General features: G+C 35.8%; 17 protein-coding genes. 7 read left to right on the top strand and 10 right to left on the bottom strand.

The window, feature by feature from the left end:
* Positions 1–119: 119 nt before the first annotated feature.
* The gene (gene yyaC / locus MHH71_RS16065; RefSeq protein ID WP_006096784.1) at positions 120–716 is read left to right on the top strand and encodes a spore protease YyaC; all 597 of its coding nucleotides are present in this window, start codon (positions 120–122) and stop codon (positions 714–716) included.
* 20 nt (positions 717–736) lie between these two features.
* On the opposite strand, the gene MHH71_RS16060 is transcribed toward yyaC, so the two are convergent.
* From MHH71_RS16060 to rpmH, 10 genes are all read right to left on the bottom strand, one after another.
* Positions 737–1,588 carry a ParB/RepB/Spo0J family partition protein gene (locus MHH71_RS16060; RefSeq protein WP_018782455.1) on the bottom strand — a complete coding sequence of 284 codons (852 nt, stop codon included), beginning with the start codon at positions 1,586–1,588 and terminating at the stop codon, positions 737–739.
* Positions 1,581–2,342 (bottom strand): sporulation initiation inhibitor protein Soj, encoded by a 762-nt coding sequence (soj, locus tag MHH71_RS16055; protein ID WP_006096785.1) that lies wholly within the window; start codon positions 2,340–2,342, stop codon positions 1,581–1,583. Before soj ends, MHH71_RS16060 begins: the two co-directional genes overlap by 8 nt.
* 189 nt (positions 2,343–2,531) lie before the next feature.
* Positions 2,532–3,404, bottom strand: a complete 873-nt coding sequence (gene noc / locus MHH71_RS16050; RefSeq protein ID WP_003209340.1) for a nucleoid occlusion protein — start codon at positions 3,402–3,404, stop codon at positions 2,532–2,534.
* Between the two features lie 105 nt (positions 3,405–3,509).
* Complete coding sequence (rsmG, locus tag MHH71_RS16045) at positions 3,510–4,229, bottom strand: 16S rRNA (guanine(527)-N(7))-methyltransferase RsmG (RefSeq protein ID WP_006096787.1); 720 nt, start codon at positions 4,227–4,229, stop codon at positions 3,510–3,512.
* Between the two features lie 21 nt (positions 4,230–4,250).
* Complete coding sequence (gene mnmG, locus MHH71_RS16040) at positions 4,251–6,140, bottom strand: tRNA uridine-5-carboxymethylaminomethyl(34) synthesis enzyme MnmG (RefSeq protein ID WP_006096788.1); 1,890 nt, start codon at positions 6,138–6,140, stop codon at positions 4,251–4,253.
* Between the two features lie 45 nt (positions 6,141–6,185).
* Positions 6,186–7,562, bottom strand: a complete 1,377-nt coding sequence (gene mnmE / locus MHH71_RS16035; protein WP_003202594.1) for a tRNA uridine-5-carboxymethylaminomethyl(34) synthesis GTPase MnmE — start codon at positions 7,560–7,562, stop codon at positions 6,186–6,188.
* A gap of 236 nt (positions 7,563–7,798) precedes the next feature.
* Positions 7,799–8,416: an RNA-binding cell elongation regulator Jag/EloR gene (gene jag / locus MHH71_RS16030; protein ID WP_018764823.1), complete on the bottom strand. Its 618-nt coding sequence runs from the start codon at positions 8,414–8,416 to the stop codon at positions 7,799–7,801.
* Positions 8,413–9,180: a YidC family membrane integrase SpoIIIJ gene (spoIIIJ, locus tag MHH71_RS16025; RefSeq protein ID WP_018782457.1), complete on the bottom strand. Its 768-nt coding sequence runs from the start codon at positions 9,178–9,180 to the stop codon at positions 8,413–8,415. The genes jag and spoIIIJ overlap by 4 nt, the downstream gene beginning before the upstream one ends.
* Positions 9,181–9,238: 58 nt before the next feature.
* On the bottom strand, positions 9,239–9,586 hold the full coding sequence (gene rnpA, locus MHH71_RS16020) for a ribonuclease P protein component (RefSeq protein ID WP_016112830.1): 348 nt from the start codon (positions 9,584–9,586) through the stop codon (positions 9,239–9,241).
* A 76-nt stretch (positions 9,587–9,662) separates the two neighbouring features.
* On the bottom strand, positions 9,663–9,797 hold the full coding sequence (gene rpmH, locus MHH71_RS16015) for a 50S ribosomal protein L34 (RefSeq protein WP_000831901.1): 135 nt from the start codon (positions 9,795–9,797) through the stop codon (positions 9,663–9,665).
* Positions 9,798–10,360: 563 nt separating this feature from the next.
* On the opposite strand from rpmH, the gene dnaA reads away from it, so the two are divergent.
* From dnaA to gyrA, 6 genes are all read left to right on the top strand, one after another.
* Positions 10,361–11,701, top strand: a complete 1,341-nt coding sequence (gene dnaA, locus MHH71_RS16010) for a chromosomal replication initiator protein DnaA (protein ID WP_003194153.1) — start codon at positions 10,361–10,363, stop codon at positions 11,699–11,701.
* A 178-nt stretch (positions 11,702–11,879) separates the two neighbouring features.
* Positions 11,880–13,025 (top strand): DNA polymerase III subunit beta, encoded by a 1,146-nt coding sequence (gene dnaN, locus MHH71_RS16005; RefSeq protein WP_003194151.1) that lies wholly within the window; start codon positions 11,880–11,882, stop codon positions 13,023–13,025.
* 127 nt (positions 13,026–13,152) lie between these two features.
* Positions 13,153–13,365, top strand: coding sequence for a S4 domain-containing protein YaaA (gene yaaA, locus MHH71_RS16000; protein WP_003194149.1), 213 nt, complete (start codon positions 13,153–13,155; stop codon positions 13,363–13,365).
* Positions 13,366–13,377: 12 nt separating this feature from the next.
* Positions 13,378–14,505: a DNA replication/repair protein RecF gene (gene recF / locus MHH71_RS15995; RefSeq protein WP_006096801.1), complete on the top strand. Its 1,128-nt coding sequence runs from the start codon at positions 13,378–13,380 to the stop codon at positions 14,503–14,505.
* A 38-nt stretch (positions 14,506–14,543) separates the two neighbouring features.
* The gene (gene gyrB, locus MHH71_RS15990; protein WP_006096802.1) at positions 14,544–16,466 is read left to right on the top strand and encodes a DNA topoisomerase (ATP-hydrolyzing) subunit B; all 1,923 of its coding nucleotides are present in this window, start codon (positions 14,544–14,546) and stop codon (positions 16,464–16,466) included.
* A gap of 88 nt (positions 16,467–16,554) precedes the next feature.
* Positions 16,555–19,023, top strand: a complete 2,469-nt coding sequence (gene gyrA, locus MHH71_RS15985) for a DNA gyrase subunit A (RefSeq protein WP_006096803.1) — start codon at positions 16,555–16,557, stop codon at positions 19,021–19,023.
* Positions 19,024–19,238: the final 215 nt, after the last annotated feature.

Below are 19,238 nucleotides of genomic sequence, written 5' to 3'. Positions count from 1 at the left end.
ATTATTTCCTGTTTTATAAACGGCTTGCAAAAATAAAGAACTTATAATTTTCCATATTACATTTTTTTCAATAAAACTTTACAGTGAATCATAAAATTTATCAGAAGGATGGATGATTCATGAATATAGGGAATTTCCGCTTACCTTTTTTTGAAAAAGAATCACAAAATATTATGCATCACGATTTAGAGGCTTGTACAACAATTAGTGATTTTCTTCTCTCACATATACCTATTAGTCAAAATACCCCCCTCAGCCTAATTTGCATAGGAACAGATCGTTCAACCGGTGACGCCCTTGGCCCACTAGTCGGATCTAAACTAGAACAAATGAACATTCAAAATTTCCACGTATTCGGCACACTTGATGAACCAATCCATGCGTTAAATCTCGAAGATAAAATTCAGAATATACAAACTTTAATTCCTGATTCTTTTATTATTGCCATTGATGCTTGTCTTGGAAAATCACAAAGTATCGGTTCCATAACTGTTGGTGAAGGACCTAGTAAACCTGGTGCAGCAATGAACAAAAAGTTACCTGTAATTGGCGAGCTACACATACATGGTATCGTAAATTTAAATGGTTTCATGGAATTTTTTGTCTTGCAAAATACAAGATTAAGCCTCGTTATGAAAATGGCGGACGTTATTGCCCAAAGTATAAAGGAAACAGATCAGAAATTATCCGTATTAAAAAAGGCAAACCATCTATAAATAAAAAGATGGTTTGCTTTTCAGTTTTCCCCAGATAATAATTCTAAAATGCGATTTAAATCTTCCTTATCGAAAAATTCTATTTCAATTTTCCCTTTTTCTTTCTTTGTTTCTTTAATTTTTACACCTGTTCCAAACTTTTCTCTTAACAATGTTTCACGCTCTTCGAAAAATATATTCCGCTCTCGCTTCACTGTCTTTGTTTCACGTGAAACGCGTTGATGAATCTGTTGAACAATTTGCTCTAGCTGTCTAACATTCAATCCTTCTTTTTCAATACGCTTTAATAAAGACTTTAGCTGTTCTTCATCTTTTATTGTAAGTAATGTCCGTCCATGTGCCATGGATAGACTTCCATTCGCAATCATTTCTTGAACAAATAAAGGAAGTGTAAGCAACCGAACATAATTAGCAATATATGGCCTACTTTTTCCAAGGCGCTTTGCTAATTGCTCTTGAGTTACATTCAACTCATCCATTAGCATTTGATATGCCAAAGCTTCTTCCATTGGATTTAAATCTTCACGTTGTAGATTTTCTAACAAAGCAAACTCCATCATTTGCTGTTCATTTAATTCTCGAACGACAGCTGGCACCTTTTCAAGGCATGCTTCTTTTGCAGCACGGTATCTACGTTCACCAGCAACGATTTCATATCCTTTAATACTTTTCCTTACGATTAAAGGCTGTAAAATACCATGTTCTTTAATAGATGCTGCCAGTTCTTGAATAGCTTCTTTTTGAAAGTTTTTACGCGGTTGGTAGGGGTTTGGCCTTAATTCAGTTAGTGCAATTTCCTGAATTTTTTCTTCCTCTCTCACATCTAAATCTGGAAAAAAAGCATTAATCCCTCTTCCTAATCCTTTAGCCACCAGCAATCACTTCCTCTGCTAAATCTATATACACTTCTGCACCTCTTGATTTAGCATCATACTGCATAATTGGTTTTCCATGACTTGGTGCTTCACTCAAACGAACATTGCGCGGAATAATAGAACGATATACTTTATCTCGAAAATATTTCTTCACTTCATCTATAACTTGAATCCCTAAATTTGTACGTGCATCTAGCATGGTTAATAGTACACCTTGAATTGCTAAATTTTTATTTAAATGCTTTTGTACAAGTCGAACTGTATTCAGTAATTGACTCAATCCTTCCAATGCGTAGTATTCACACTGAACTGGAATAATAACAGAATCTGCTGCCGTTAGTGCATTAATTGTTAATAAGCCTAAAGATGGGGGACAATCAATAATAATATAATCATATTCATTACGGATTGGCTGCAAAGCCCTTTGTAAACGAACTTCCCGGGAAATGGTCGGTACCAGTTCAATTTCAGCACCTGCCAATTGAATTGTAGCAGGTAGAACATCTAAATTTTCAGTTGCGGTTTTTTGTATAACCCCTTGAACATCAGTATCTTCCACAAGAACATTATAAATACATTGATCTAATTCCGACTTTTCAATTCCTACACCTGTCGTTGCGTTCCCCTGAGCATCAATGTCAATAAGCAATACTTTTTTTCCTACCTGTGCCAATCCAGCTCCTAGGTTAACAGACGTTGTTGTTTTCCCTACACCGCCTTTTTGATTAGCAATAGCAATGATTTTTCCCATGATGTCACCTACTTTCAACCTTTCTGTCTTATTCTGAAAATAATTATGTTTATTGTAACATGAAATGAAAATTTTTCTTTTGCATCCTTATTAAACTTCAAAATTTATTCCAAAACTCCTTCTTCATTTAAGAAGAAAAATATAGGAAAAGAGATCTCTCCAAAGGATGAGATCTCTTGCAAATATGAATTATTTTTTTTTAGGAATCTTAATTGTGATCTGATAGTACTCATCAAATTCTTCTTCTTCAGAGTTTACTTTCAGTCCACTATTTGTAACCATTTGTAGCGATTGTCTAATCGTATTCATTGCAATTCGCATATCACGACTTACTGCTTTCTGTTTTGCCTTACGCTTTGGTTTTACTTCTTCCAATAGCTTAGCAATGCGTTCCTCAGTCTGTTTTACATTCAATTGCTTTTCTACAATTTCTTGTAAAACTTTCAACTGTAATTCTTCATTTTTTAAAGGAATAAGGGCACGGGCATGACGTTCTGTAATACTCTTTTCTAGCAATGCTCGTTTAATTTCTTCAGGCAACTTTAATAATCGCAACTTATTTGCGATTGTTGATTGTCCTTTTCCGAGCCTCTGCGCTAATGCCTCTTGTGTTAAATTATGTAACTCAATTAGCTTTTGATAAGCAACAGCCTCTTCAATTGCTGTTAATTCCTCACGTTGCAAGTTCTCAATGAGAGCAACAGAAGCTGTTTCCGTATCATTTAAGTTTTTAATAATCGCTGGAACTTTTTCCCACCCTAATTTCGTTGCAGCACGAAAACGTCTTTCCCCGGCAATAATTTCATACTTATCTTCTTCATATTTTCTGATAACAATTGGTTGAATGAGTCCATGTGTACGAATGGTCAACGCAAGTTCATCAATACGCGCGGCATCAAAAACTGTACGTGGTTGATAGCGATTGGGAATGATATTTGCTATCGGAATTTCTTGTATTTCTTCATGTATCTTTTTATCTATTTCTTCATGGCTTTCGTTTTGTAATTCGAATTCGCTCTCTTTATCTCCAAAGCCAAATAAACGAGAAAACGTATTTTTCATACATATTCCACCACCTTTGGGCCTATTGAATGTCCTACACAGAAATGTTTCCTATGAAACATTTACGTTTTCATTTATATAATTTAATCTTACGTCTAATAAGATTTATTTTTCAATAGGTAATTTATTGGGTGTCCCTGGCTTACGCGGATATTTCTTTGGTGTTTTGCGCTTTTTCACGATTGCTAAAATATTACGTTCACTTTCTTCAAATGGTAATTGGAAAGTAGAAATCTCTTTTAGTTCACCGCCAAGTATTTCTAAAGCATACTTACCATTTTCAATCTCTTCGTTGGCAGCTGCACCTTTCATAGCGATAAATGTCCCACCTACTTTTACAAGAGGTAAACATAACTCACTCAATACAGAAAGACGTGCTACCGCACGCGCCATCACGATATCAAATGATTCACGTACACCTTCTTTTTTCCCAAATGTTTCAGCACGATCATGACAAAACGCAACATCACTTAGCTCTAATTTTTGGGCTAAATGATTTAAAAAATTGATACGTTTTTGCAATGAATCTACAATCGTTACTTTTAAATGCGGGAAACAAATTTTCAATGGAATACTTGGAAATCCTGCTCCTGCACCGACATCACAAATAGAAAATGGCTTTGAAAAATCATTATAAAAAGCAGCTGTAATCGAGTCAAAAAAGTGTTTTAAATACACTTCTTCTTTCTCTGTAATAGCTGTTAAATTCATTTTCTCATTCCATTCTACTAATGTTTCAAAGTAGATTTTAAATTGCTCTAATTGCCTAGGAGAAAGATTAATTCCTCTTTCTCCTAGCATAGATTGAAATTGTTCTATGTTCATCTTGCCATATCTCCTTATTATTTATTGGTTCGATACTCGCGCAATTTTTCCTTGTTCAATATACACAAGTAAAATGGAAATATCAGCTGGATTTACTCCGGAAATACGGGATGCTTGCCCCATAGAAAGAGGACGAACATCTTTTAATTTTTGTCTTGCTTCAGAAGCGATTCCAGAAATCGCATCATAATCAATATCAACAGGAATCTTTTTGCTTTCCATTTTCTTCATACGTTCTACTTGTTGTAAGGATTTTTCAATATATCCTTCATACTTAATTTGAATTTCTACCTGCTCTGCAATTTCATCGTGTATTTCCACTTCACTTGGCGCAAGAATACGAATATGTTCATACGTCATTTCCGGACGACGTAGTAAGTCACTTGCACGTATTCCATCCTTTAATTCACTTCCACCAACACTGCGAATTAATTCTTGCACTTCAGGACGTGGTTTAATAATAATGCTTTCTAAACGTAATTTTTCTTGTTCAATCTGTTCCTTTTTCACAGTAAAACGCCCGTAACGCTCTTCTGGAATTAAGCCAATTTCTTGGCCAATTTCTGTTAAACGAAGATCGGCATTATCATGACGCAATAATAGACGGTATTCAGCACGGGATGTTAAAAGACGATATGGTTCGTTTGTCCCTTTTGTCACAAGATCATCAATTAAAACACCAATATAAGCATCTGAACGACCTAAAATAACCTCTTTCTTCCCTAGAGAGCGGCATGCTGCGTTAATCCCGGCCATAATTCCTTGTCCTGCTGCTTCTTCGTAACCAGACGTACCGTTAATTTGACCTGCTGTATATAAATTTTTAATTTTTTTCGTCTCCAGTGTCGGCCACAACTGAGTTGGCACAATTGCATCATATTCGATCGCATAACCTGTACGCATCATCTCAACATTCTCTAAACCAGGAATCGTTTTAAGCATTTCACGCTGGACATCTTCCGGTAAACTTGTTGACAAACCTTGTACATATACTTCCTGTGTATTACGACCTTCCGGCTCTAAGAAAATTTGATGACGCGGTTTATCGTTAAATCGCACCACTTTATCTTCAATTGAAGGACAGTAACGTGGACCTGTTCCTTTAATCATACCAGAATACATAGCTGAACGATGCAAGTTTCGATCAATTAAACGATGTGTCTCTTCACTTGTATATGTTAACCAACATGGAATTTGATCCATAATAAATTTTGTGGTTTCAAAAGAAAATGCACGTGGTTTTTCATCACCCGGTTGAATTTCCGTTTTACTATAATCAATTGTATTGCTATTCACACGAGGAGGCGTACCTGTTTTAAATCTGACAAGATCAAAGCCAAGTTCCTCTAGATGCTCAGATAATGTGATAGATGGTTGCTGATTATTCGGACCACTTGAGTATTTTAAATCGCCCATGATAATCTCACCACGTAGGAATGTACCCGTTGTAATTACAACTGTTTTCGCTGTATATTCAGCACCTGATTGTGTAATTACACCTTTACATACATCATCCTCAACAATTAGACGCTCTACCATTCCTTGACGTAATGTTAAATTTGGCGTTTCTTCAATTGTTTTCTTTAATTCGTGTTGATATGAAAATTTATCCGCTTGTGCACGAAGGGCGCGTACAGCTGGACCTTTTCCCGTGTTTAACATACGCATTTGGATGTGAGTTTTATCAATGTTTCGTCCCATCTCACCGCCTAATGCATCAATCTCACGTACAACAATCCCTTTCGCTGGTCCACCAACAGAAGGGTTACATGGCATAAAAGCAACCATATCTAAATTAATTGTTAACATTAATGTTTTTGAGCCCATTCGTGCTGCTGCAAGCCCAGCTTCACATCCTGCATGACCTGCACCGATTACTATGACATCGTAAGAACCGGCATTGTATCCCATTATTATTCCTCCTAAAATTATCTATCCTTCTAAAACAACTATATGTTATTTTCCTAAACAAAATTGAGAAAATAATTGGTCGATTAAGCTTTCATGAACAGTATCACCAGTAATTTCACCAAGGATTTCCCACGTTCTTGTTAGATCGATTTGAACCATATCAATTGGCACACCGTTCTCTATTGCCTCAATTGCATCTCCAATTGTCTTTTCCGCTTGTGTTAATAAACCGATATGTCTCGCATTAGAAACATACGTCATATCTGCTGACTCAATTGTTCCTTCAAAGAATAGATCTGCTATCGCTTTTTCTAGCTCATCCACACCTTTTTCTTCAATTAGCGACGTTGTGATCATACGATTTTTACCTGCTAATTCTGTAACACGTTTCATATCAATTTGCTTTGGTAAATCCGTTTTATTTACAATGACAATAAAGTCTTTTCCTCGCACTGCACGGAATAAGTCTTCATCTTCATTTGTTAATGCTTCACTATAGTTTACTACAATTAGAACTAAATCAGCCTGTCCCATCATTTCTTTTGATCGTTCTACACCGATTCGTTCAACAATATCTTCAGTTTCACGGATTCCCGCCGTATCAATAAGTTTAAGTGGCACACCACGCACATTGACATACTCTTCAATTACATCGCGCGTTGTTCCTGCTATATCTGTCACAATCGCCTTTTTCTCTTGCACGAGACTATTTAATAACGAGGATTTCCCAACGTTCGGTCTTCCGATAATTGCTGTTGCAATTCCTTCTCGTAAAATTTTCCCTTGCTTAGATGTCTCCAATATTTTTTTAATTTCACCGCGAACATGTGTGGCTTTTTCAATTAAAATATTGTGCGTCATTTCTTCGACATCATCGTATTCTGGATAATCTATATTTACTTCTACATGAGCTAATGTTTCTAAAATTTCCTGACGAAGGCGACCGATTAATTTAGATAATCGCCCTTCCATTTGATTCATTGCTACGTTCATCGCTCGATCTGTTTTCGCACGAATCAAATCCATTACAGCTTCTGCTTGCGATAAGTCAATACGCCCATTTAAAAATGCACGCTTTGTAAATTCACCCGGTTCTGCCAAACGCACTCCTTGAGCCAAAATAAGTTGTAATACTTTATTTACAGAAACAAGACCACCGTGACAATTGATCTCTACAATATTTTCACGCGTAAATGTCCTTGGCGCTCGCATAATCGATACCATTACCTCTTCGATAACTTGATCTGTATCTAAATCAACAATATGACCGTAGTGAATCGTATGAGAAGAAACTGCCGTTAAATCTTTCCCTTTAAAAATGCGATTGACCTTTTCAATCGCATCCTCTCCACTTACTCGAACAATGGCAATTGCCCCTTCTCCAAGTGCCGTGGAAATTGCAGCAATTGTATCAAAATCCATGTCCTTTCACCTCACTTGCTTATTTCTCTCTATTTCAACATGATTTTTTCTTTCACTAAACTATTAGGATACCATAACGAACCTATCTACAAAAGAATAATAACTCATTTTATTATGTCCTCATGTAAAAAACACTAAACTTATTCACAGTGGATAAGTTTAGTGTTTTTTAGTTATCCACAATCTATTTTTCATAAATTAACAAGAAAAAAACCGGTACTCGAATGAGTAACCGGTTATTTGGAAGATATTACAACATGTCGATGTGGTTCTTTCCCTTCGGAAGTTGTAATTACATTTGGATGATTGGACAATGCTTGATGAATAATTTTTCTCTCAAAAGAAGGCATTGGTTCTAACACAACATTTTTTTTAGTTACCGTGACCTGTTTTGCTAATCGATAAGAAAGCGATTCTAACGTATCTTTTCTCTTACTACGATAGTTTTCAGCATCAATTGTGATACCAATATATTGCTTTGTACTGCGATTCGCAACAAGTTTTGTTAAATATTGTAAAGAATTTAATGTATGTCCTCTTTTCCCGATCAATACCCCTACATCTTTTCCAAAAAGTGTAAACTCAATTTCTCGGCCCTTTACATTTTTCGTAATCATCACATCCACACCCATTTCCTGAACAACACTTTGTAAGTATTGCTCAGCTTCTTGAATGGGATCTTTCTTCATTACAACTTCCACGATAGCTGGACGATTCCCTATAAAACCTAGAAATCCTCTCTTTCCCTCATCAATCACATTCACGTCTACTTGATCCCTTGAAACTTTTAATTGTCTTAAAGCATCTTGTACTGCCAGCTCGACTGTTTGTCCTTTAGCAGTAATTATACTCACTTGCTTGATCCTCCTGCCTTACTAGCCTTAATTTCAGGCCCTTTGATCATATACATTTGAGCGATACCAAAGATGTTACCAACTACCCAATATAGTGATAATGCTGCTGGGAAGTTAATTGCAAAGACTAAAATCATGATTGGCATAAGCCAAATCATCATTGCCATTTGTGGATTTTGTCCAGCAGTACCTGCCATTGCAAGTTTTTGCTGAATAAATGTTGTGATTGCCGCAACAATTGGAAGGATATAGTACGGATCCGCATGTCCTAAATCAAACCATAAGAAGCTATGTTGCTTAATCTCTGCCGTCCTCATAATTGCATGGTAAAATGCGAATAAAATTGGCATTTGAATAAAAATTGGTAAACAACCTGCTAATGGATTTACACCGTGTGTTTTATACAACTGCATCATTTCTTGTTGTAACTTTTGCTGCGTCGCTTGGTCTTTAGAACTATATTTCTCTTTTAACTTCGCCATTTCTGGTTGCAATACTTGCATTGCCTTCGTACTCTTCGTCTGCTTAATCATTAATGGTAACAATGCAAAACGAATGATAAGAGTTGTGACAACAATCGCTAAACCATAATTACTACCAAATAAGTTTGCAAAATACGTGATTAACTGAGAAAGCGGGTATACGAAATATTCATTCCAGATCCCTGTACTTTTCGGTGTAATCGGCTGATTCGTTTCATTACAGCCAGTAGCAATTGCCATTAAAGCAATAACCATGACTAGTAAGCCTATCTTTTTTTTCACAGCCTGCTCCTCCTTGTTTCGGTATGTATATAGTGTAATTCATTTTCCTTTTCCTACGCTACTTGTTTGTTATTTTAATACCAGAACGCTTAAAAGCATGAATTAAGCTTTTCTTCAATTGTTCGTATGTCATATCTGCACAAGGCTTCCTTGCTATTATAACAAAATCTTTTCCAGAATCTATCTCATCTTTTAATTCTGCAATCGATTGGCGAATCATACGCTTAATTCGATTACGTACTACTGCATTTCCTAACTTTTTGCTAACGGAAAGACCAATGCGAAAGTATGATTGCTCCGCTTTTTCAAGCTGATAGACCACAAACTGACGATTTGCATTTGATTTTCCATTTTGAAAAACAGCCTGAAATTCATCATTTTTCTTTATACGATTTTTTTTCTTCATATCAATTGACACTCCTGTATTTCATCAGCGGAAATTCATTATTACTAGAAAAAAAGACCACTGAACGATCAGTGGTCTACGCAGATAATACTTTTCTTCCTTTACGACGACGAGCTGCTAGCACTTTACGTCCGTTCGCTGTGCTCATACGGCTGCGGAAACCATGTACTTTGCTGCGCTTACGTTTATTTGGTTGGTAAGTTCTTTTCATTATATGACACCTCCCTGAGGAATATCTGTTAAAGACAGTCTTATAAATTATAGTTAATCAACTAGGAAAATGTCAATGGTTCTCTAAATTTTCATCAAATATTCATTTTGAACCTATTCACAATTTTTTTCACAGCTGTTTTATTTCTTTGTGGATAATATATTTTTCATTTTTTTGTATCCACAAATTATTTTTTCACTTTTACACAGTATATCGTATTGTGGACAAGTTTATTCCACAAGGTATTGATTTTGTGGATAACTTTCTGAAATTCATTGCTATCGCTATCTTTTTTTGATATTATAGTTGTGTTTTCACCTTGAACAAGTTTTCCACAAGTTTAGTTTATCCACAAATTGTGCATAACATGTGGACAGTTATAATCACATGTGGGTAAGCAGTTGTCCACATTTGTATTTTTTGTCGAAAACTCTATCTCGTATACAAACGACGTTTTTAGGTTTTAAAATACGTTTCGTATAAATATACATTTCGTTATTTTGAGGTTGTACAATTGTTGCACAACCTTATTCTTTTACCATCTTTGTAAAGGAGGGACACCTTTGGAAAATATCTCTGATTTATGGAATAGTGCTTTGAAAGAACTCGAAAAAAAGGTCAGTAAACCAAGTTATGAGACATGGTTAAAATCAACCAAAGCACATGCTTTGAAAAAAGATATATTAACGATTACAGCTCCGAATGAATTTGCTCGTGACTGGCTAGAATCTCATTATTCAGAACTAATTTCAGAAACACTTTATGATTTAACAGGAGCAAAACTAGAAATTCGCTTTATTATTCCCCAAAGTCAAACTGAAGAGGAGATTGACTATCCTCCTGCTAAAAAGAAAAGAATAAATGATGAGTCCAATCACTTACCACAGAGCATGTTAAATCCAAAATACACGTTTGATACATTTGTTATTGGCTCTGGGAACCGTTTTGCTCATGCAGCTTCATTAGCAGTTGCTGAAGCACCAGCAAAAGCATATAACCCGCTATTTATTTATGGGGGAGTTGGGCTTGGAAAAACACACCTAATGCATGCAATTGGTCATTATGTCATTGAACATAATCCGAATGCTAAGGTTGTTTATTTATCATCAGAAAAATTTACAAATGAATTTATTAACTCTATTCGTGATAATAAAGCTGTCGATTTCCGTAATAAATACCGTAATGTCGATGTCTTGCTTATAGATGATATTCAATTTCTTGCTGGAAAAGAACAAACACAAGAAGAGTTCTTCCATACATTTAATGCGCTACATGAAGAAAGCAAGCAAATTGTAATCTCAAGCGATCGACCGCCAAAAGAGATCCCGACATTAGAAGATCGCCTTCGCTCCCGTTTTGAGTGGGGACTTATTACAGATATTACACCGCCAGATTTAGAGACGAGAATTGCGATTTTACGAAAAAAAGCGAAAGCGGAAGGCCTTGACATCCCAAATGAAGTCATGCTCTATATCGCAAATCAAATCGACTCGAACATTCGTGAACTAGAAGGTGCACTTATTCGAGTTGTTGCTTATTCATCTTTAATTAATAAAGATATTAATGCGGATTTAGCTGCCGAAGCACTTAAAGATATTATTCCAAATTCTAAACCAAAGATTATTTCTATTTATGATATTCAAAAAGCCGTTGGAGATGTTTTTCAAGTTAAACTAGAAGACTTTAAAGCAAAAAAACGCACAAAATCAGTCGCGTTTCCTCGCCAAATTGCAATGTATCTATCACGTGAGTTAACAGATTCATCTTTACCTAAAATTGGTGAAGAATTTGGTGGACGTGATCACACAACGGTCATCCATGCGCACGAAAAAATTTCAAAACTATTAAAAACTGATACACAACTACAAAAACAAGTTGAGGAAATCAATCATATTTTAAAGTAGTAGCTGAATAGTGTGAATAACTTCCCTTGTTTTACACACAGTCTATCCACATGTAGATAGACTGTTTTTCCGTCTCTAAATGGAGTTATCCACATATCCACAAGCCCTATTACTATTACTACTATTTTTTTATATTTATTAAATAAATAAAATCTTATACTTGCCGGAGGTTTTCGCTATGCGTTTTACAATTCAAAAAGACTATCTTGTAAGAAGTGTACAAGATGTAATGAAGGCCGTTTCCTCTCGTACAACTATTCCCATACTTACAGGAATTAAAGTTGTAGTAACTGAAGAAGGTGTTACATTGACAGGAAGCGATGCTGATATTTCGATTGAATCTTTTATTCCAGTTGAAGAAAATGGAAAAGAAATTGTTGAAATTGCACAATCGGGGAGCATTGTTTTACAAGCAAAATATTTTAGTGAGATCGTAAAAAAATTACCAAAAGACACAGTAGAAATCTCTGTGGAAAATCATTTTATGACAAAAATAAAATCTGGAAAGTCAGAGTTTAATCTAAATGGTTTAGATGCTGCTGAATATCCATTATTACCGCAAATTGAAGAACATCATGTATTTAAAATCCCGACAGATTTACTAAAACATATGATTCGTCAAACTGTATTTGCGGTTTCAAGTTCTGAAACTCGTCCGATCTTGACAGGTGTAAACTGGAAAGTGTATAACAGTGAACTGACTTGTATTGCAACAGATAGTCACAGGTTAGCACTTCGTAAAGCGAAGATTGAAGGTCATACAATTTCTGATGAATTTCAAGCGAATGTTGTTATCCCTGGTAAGAGTTTAAATGAATTGAGCAAAATTCTAGATGAGTCTGAAGAAATGGTGGATATTGTCATTACGGAGTATCAAGTATTATTCCGAACTAAACATTTATTATTCTTCTCAAGGTTGTTAGAAGGGAATTACCCGGATACAACACGTTTAATTCCGGCAGAAAGTAAAACCGACATATTTGTAAATACAAAAGAGTTTTTACAAGCAATTGATCGTGCTTCTTTACTAGCAAGAGATGGTCGCAATAATGTTGTGAAATTATCGACGTTAGAACAACAAATGCTGGAACTTTCTTCAAATTCACCAGAAATCGGAAAAGTAGTAGAGGAAGTTCAATGTGAAAAAATAGAAGGGGAAGAATTAAAAATCTCCTTTAGTGCAAAATATATGATGGATGCATTAAAAGCGTTAGACAGTACAGAAATTAAAATTAGTTTTACTGGAGCGATGAGACCATTCTTAATTCGTACAGTAAATGATGATTCTATCATCCAATTAATTTTACCAGTTCGTACTTACTAAGCGAGAGTGAGGGTTACTAGTTTGAATATGCTAGTGGCCCTTATTTGATTTTCGGGGTATTACTTTCCTAATGCGGGTTTATTTAGTACAATGAAAGAATGAACACTTTCAGAAAGTGAGCGATTTTATGAAACGTATTAAGATTTCAACTGAGTATATTACACTGGGACAATTTTTAAAGTTAGCTGATGTAATTGATACAGGCGGTGCTGTTAAATGGTTCTTACAAGAATACGAAGTGTATGTCAATCAAGAGCTTGAAAATAGAAGAGGCCGAAAGTTGTATGCAAATGATATTGTTGAAATTCCGGGAAACGGAACATTTCAAGTTCAAGCATAAAGGGGGAGCCCTTTGTATATTAAAGAATTACAATTAAAAAATTATCGCAATTATGAATATCTGGATCTCTCCTTTGAGGATAAAGTGAATGTAATTATTGGTGAAAATGCTCAAGGGAAAACGAATTTGATGGAAGCTATTTATGTATTAGCGATGGCCAAGTCTCATCGAACTTCGAACGATCGTGAACTTATCCGGTGGGATGAGGATTATGGTAAAATAAAAGGTAGATTACAAAAGCGAAACAGTTCCTTGTCTTTAGAATTAAATATTTCTAAAAAAGGGAAGAAGGCAAAATTAAATCAGCTAGAACAACAAAGGTTAAGCCAATATATTGGTGAAATGAATGTTGTTATGTTTGCCCCAGAAGATTTAAATCTTGTAAAAGGAAGCCCTCAAGTACGAAGACGCTTTTTAGATATGGAACTTGGACAAATAGCTCCTGTCTATTTGTATGAGTTAAGTCAATATCAAAAAGTGCTCACGCAGCGAAATCACTTGCTTAAAAAAATGCAAGGGAATAGTAAAAATGAGGAAACGATGTTGGATGTATTTACACTGCAACTCATTGAACATGGTACAAAAATTTTGCAAAAACGTTTTGAGTTTCTGCATTTATTACAAGAATGGGCTGCTCCAATCCATCGTGGCATTAGTAGGGGATTAGAGGAACTAGAAATAGTCTATAAACCGAGCGTAGATGTATCAGAATCAATGGGTTTGTCGAAAATAAAAGAAGTATACTATGAAAGTTTTCAATCTGTGAAACAACGTGAAATTTTCCGTGGTACAACTTTAATTGGTCCTCATCGTGACGATTTACAATTCTTCGTTAATGATAAAAATGTTCAAGTCTTTGGTTCACAAGGGCAACAACGAACAACCGCACTTTCCCTAAAGTTAGCTGAAATTGAATTGATTTATTCAGAGGTTAAAGAATATCCAATCCTCTTATTAGATGATGTGTTATCAGAGTTAGATGATTATCGTCAATCACATCTTTTAAATACAATTCAAGGAAAAGTGCAAACATTTGTGACAACGACAAGTGTCGACGGAATTGAACACGAAACATTAAAGCAAGCGAAAACAATTCATGTAACGAACGGCACGGTAGATTGTGAAATAGACAGAACATAATTTCTGTTTAAATGGAAAAGTAGGTGATCTTTGTGTCAATGGAACAAAAGCAAATGCAGGAAAATTCATATGATGAAAGTCAAATACAGGTGCTTGAGGGACTGGAAGCAGTTCGAAAACGCCCGGGTATGTATATTGGATCTACAAGTGGGAAGGGTCTTCATCACCTTGTATGGGAAATTGTAGATAATAGTATTGATGAAGCATTAGCAGGATACTGTGATGAAATTAATGTTAGCATCGAAGAAGATAATAGTATTCGTGTGACGGATAATGGTCGTGGTATTCCAGTTGGTATACAAGAAAAAATGGGACGCCCTGCTGTAGAGGTTATTATGACTGTACTCCACGCAGGTGGTAAATTTGGCGGTGGCGGTTATAAAGTTTCCGGTGGTTTACATGGTGTGGGTGCATCTGTTGTAAATGCTCTATCAACAGAGTTGGAAGTATTTGTACATCGTGAAGGTAAAATTCACTATCAAAAGTATGAACGAGGTATCCCAGCTGCAGATTTAAAGGTAATTGGTGAAACAGATCATACAGGAACAATAACTCGTTTTAAGCCAGATCCAGAAATTTTTAAAGAAACTACAGAATACGATTTTGATACATTAGCAACACGTATGCGTGAACTAGCATTTTTAAATCGTAATATTAAATTGATAATTGAAGATAAACGCGAAAATAAGCAGAAGAAAGAGTTCCATTATGAAGGTGGAATTAAATCTTATGTTGAGCATTTAAACCGCTCGAAGCAACCGATTCATGAAGAACCTGTATATGTAGAGGGTTCGAAAGATGGAATTCAAGTTGAAGTTTCTCTTCAATATAACGAAGGTTATACAAACAATATTTATTCATTTACGAATAATATTCATACGTATGAAGGTGGTACACATGAGGTTGGTTTCAAGACTGCCCTAACACGTGTAATAAATGATTATGGACGAAAAAATAACATCTTAAAAGATGCTGATAGTAACCTAACAGGTGAAGATGTACGTGAAGGACTAACAGCGATTGTTTCCATCAAACATCCGAATCCACAGTTTGAGGGACAAACGAAAACAAAACTTGGAAATAGTGAAGCGAGAACGATTACAGAATCTGTTTTCTCAGAAGCGTTCGAAAAGTTTTTACTTGAGAATCCAAATGTTGCTCGTAAGATTGTGGATAAAGGAACAATGGCAGCACGTGCACGTGTAGCAGCGAAGAAGGCACGTGAATTAACACGCCGAAAGAGTGCGCTGGAAGTATCTAGTTTGCCAGGGAAGCTTGCAGACTGTTCTTCTAAAGATCCTTCGATTAGTGAAATTTACATCGTAGAGGGAGATTCTGCAGGAGGTTCTGCAAAACAAGGACGCGATCGCCACTTTCAAGCGATTTTACCACTTAAGGGTAAAATTATTAACGTTGAAAAGGCACGATTAGATAAGATTTTATCTAATGATGAAGTACGTACGATTATCACAGCGATTGGTACAAATATCGGTGGGGATTTTGATATTGAAAAAGCTCGCTATCATAAAGTTATTATTATGACCGATGCCGATGTTGATGGCGCGCATATTCGTACTCTATTATTAACGTTCTTCTATCGTTATATGCGTCAAATCATTGAACATGGTTATATATATATTGCACAACCACCATTGTTTAAAGTGCAACAAGGGAAAAAGATTCAATATGCTTATAACGATAAAGAGCTTGAAAAGATATTAGCAGAGTTACCAGCTCACCCAAAACCTGGTATTCAGCGTTACAAAGGTCTTGGGGAAATGAATCCGACTCAATTATGGGAAACGACAATGGATCCAGAAGTACGTTCATTACTTCAAGTTTCTCTGCAAGATGCAATTGAAGCAGATGAAACGTTTGAAATTTTAATGGGTGATAAAGTAGAGCCACGTCGTAACTTTATCCAAGAAAATGCAAAATACGTGAAAAACCTTGATATTTAAGTAAGTAATGACAGGAATCTAAGCATTCCTGTCTTCTACATATAAATCAATGTATATGTAACGGAAATGTAAGAGGAGGTGCTCGTTGATGTCAGACAATCAAGAACAAGCACGAATTCGAGAAATTAATATTAGTCATGAAATGCGTACCTCATTTTTAGATTACGCAATGAGTGTTATCGTATCTCGTGCACTACCAGATGTTCGTGATGGGTTAAAACCTGTGCATCGCAGGGTTTTATACGCAATGAATGATTTAGGGATTACTGCTGATAAAGCATATAAAAAATCAGCGCGTATTGTTGGTGAAGTAATTGGTAAGTATCACCCGCATGGTGATTCAGCCGTTTACGAAACAATGGTACGTATGGCACAAGATTTTAGTCAACGTTATATGCTTGTTGATGGGCATGGTAACTTCGGTTCTGTTGATGGAGATTCAGCAGCAGCAATGCGTTATACAGAAGCAAGAATGTCTAAGATTTCTATGGAGCTGTTGCGTGATATTACGAAAAACACGATAGATTACCAAGACAATTACGATGGTTCTGAGAGAGAACCAATTGTATTACCAGCGCGCTTTCCTAACTTATTAGTAAACGGTACGACAGGTATCGCGGTTGGTATGGCAACAAATATTCCGCCTCATCAACTTGGAGAAGTAATTGATGGCGTGCTAGCATTGAGTCATAATCCTGACATTACTATTGCGGAATTAATGGAATTTATTCCGGGACCAGATTTCCCAACGGCGGGTCTAATCTTAGGGAGAAGTGGAATTCGAAGAGCGTATGAAACAGGTCGCGGTTCTATTATACTTCGTGCTAAAGTTGAAATTGAAGAAAAGGCAAATGGAAAACAAGCAATTATTGTAACAGAGCTGCCTTATCAAGTGAATAAAGCTCGATTAATTGAAAAAATTGCAGAGTTAGTTCGCGATAAAAAAATCGAAGGTATTACAGATTTACGTGATGAGTCAGATCGAAATGGTATGCGTATTGTCATGGAAGTACGCCGTGATGCAAATGCAAACGTACTATTAAATAATTTATATAAACATACAGCGCTTCAAACAAGTTTCGGTATTAATATGTTATCGCTCGTGAATGGGGAGCCACAAGTATTAAACTTAAAACAAACTTTATATTATTATTTAGAGCATCAACAGGTAGTTATTCGTAGACGTACTGCTTATGAATTAGAGAAAGCGGAAGCTCGGGCTCATATTTTAGAGGGGTTACGAATTGCATTAGATCACCTTGATGAAGTAATTACTTTAATTCGTAGTTCAAAGACTGCTGATATTGCAAAACAAGGATTGATGGAACGTTTCGGTTTAAGTGAAAAACAAGCGCAAGCAATTTTAGATATGCGTCTGCAACGCTTAACAGGACTAGAACGTGAAAAAATTGAACAAGAATATCAAGACTTAATGAAGTTAATTGCTGAATTAAAGGCCATCTTAGCAGATGAAGAAAAGGTTCTTGAAATTATTCGTGAAGAATTAACAGAAGTAAAAGAACGCTTTAATGATAAAAGAAGAACAGAAATTACAATTGGTGGTATGGAATCAATTGAAGATGAGGATTTAATCCCAGAGCAAAATATCGCTATCACACTTACTCATAATGGTTATATCAAAAGGTTACCAGCTTCTACGTACAAAACACAGAACCGTGGAGGACGTGGTGTACAAGGAATGGGTACGAATGATGATGACTTTGTTGAGCATTTATTGACAACGTCTACACATGATCATATTCTATTCTTCACAAACAAAGGTAAAGTATACCGTACAAAAGGATATGAAATTCCAGAGTATAGCCGTACGGCAAAAGGTATACCAATTGTTAATTTGTTAGAAGTAGATAAAGGTGAGTGGGTCAACGCTATTATTCCAATCCGTGAATTTGGTGATGATCAATTCTTATTCTTCACAACAAAACAAGGTATTTCTAAGAGAACGCCTCTTTCATCATTTGCCAATATACGTACGAATGGTTTAATTGCAATTTCCCTTCGTGAAGAGGACGAAGTAATCTCTGTACGCTTAACATCTGGTGATAAGGATATTATTGTTGGAACAAGTAACGGTATGTTAATTCGTTTCAATGAGCAAGATGTTCGTTCTATGGGACGTAATGCGGCAGGTGTAAAAGCTATTACACTAGGTGATGAAGACCAAGTTGTAGGTATGGAAATTGTTGAAGAGGATATGAACGTTTTAATTGTAACCAAAAATGGTTACGGAAAACGTACACCGGTTGATGAATATCGTCTACAAAGTCGCGGTGGTAAAGGTTTAAAAACATGTAATATCACAGATAAAAACGGTAAATTAGTAGCAGTTAAGTCTGTAACTGGCGAAGAAGATATTATGCTAATTACAGCTGCGGGTATTATTATCCGTATGCCAGTTGATCAAATTTCTCAAATGGGTCGTAATACGCAAGGTGTACGATTAATCCGTTTGGAAAATGAACAAGAAGTAGCAACAGTAGCAAAAGCGCAAAAAGATGAAGAAGAAGATGGAAGCGAAGAGGCTTCTGAAGAATAAGAGTGGGGATTTTCCCTCTCTTATTTTTTTTTAGAATAATACTTGCATAGAGATGGGAAAGTCTATATAATAGGCAGAGTCAGCAAATGAGAGATACAAGTTATCGAAAAAACTTGTTGACGAAAATAATATACTGTGTTATATTATAAAAGTCGCTGAAACGCGATGTTGAACTTTGAAAACTAAACGAAACAAACAACGTGAAACGTCAATTT

The sequence above is a fragment of the Bacillus sp. FSL H8-0534 genome (assembly GCF_038005885.1).
Taxonomy (GTDB): domain Bacteria; phylum Bacillota; class Bacilli; order Bacillales; family Bacillaceae_G; genus Bacillus_A; species Bacillus_A pseudomycoides.
The sequence above is the reverse complement of the archived record's forward strand: the minus strand, read 5'-3'. Positions and strand labels throughout refer to the sequence as shown.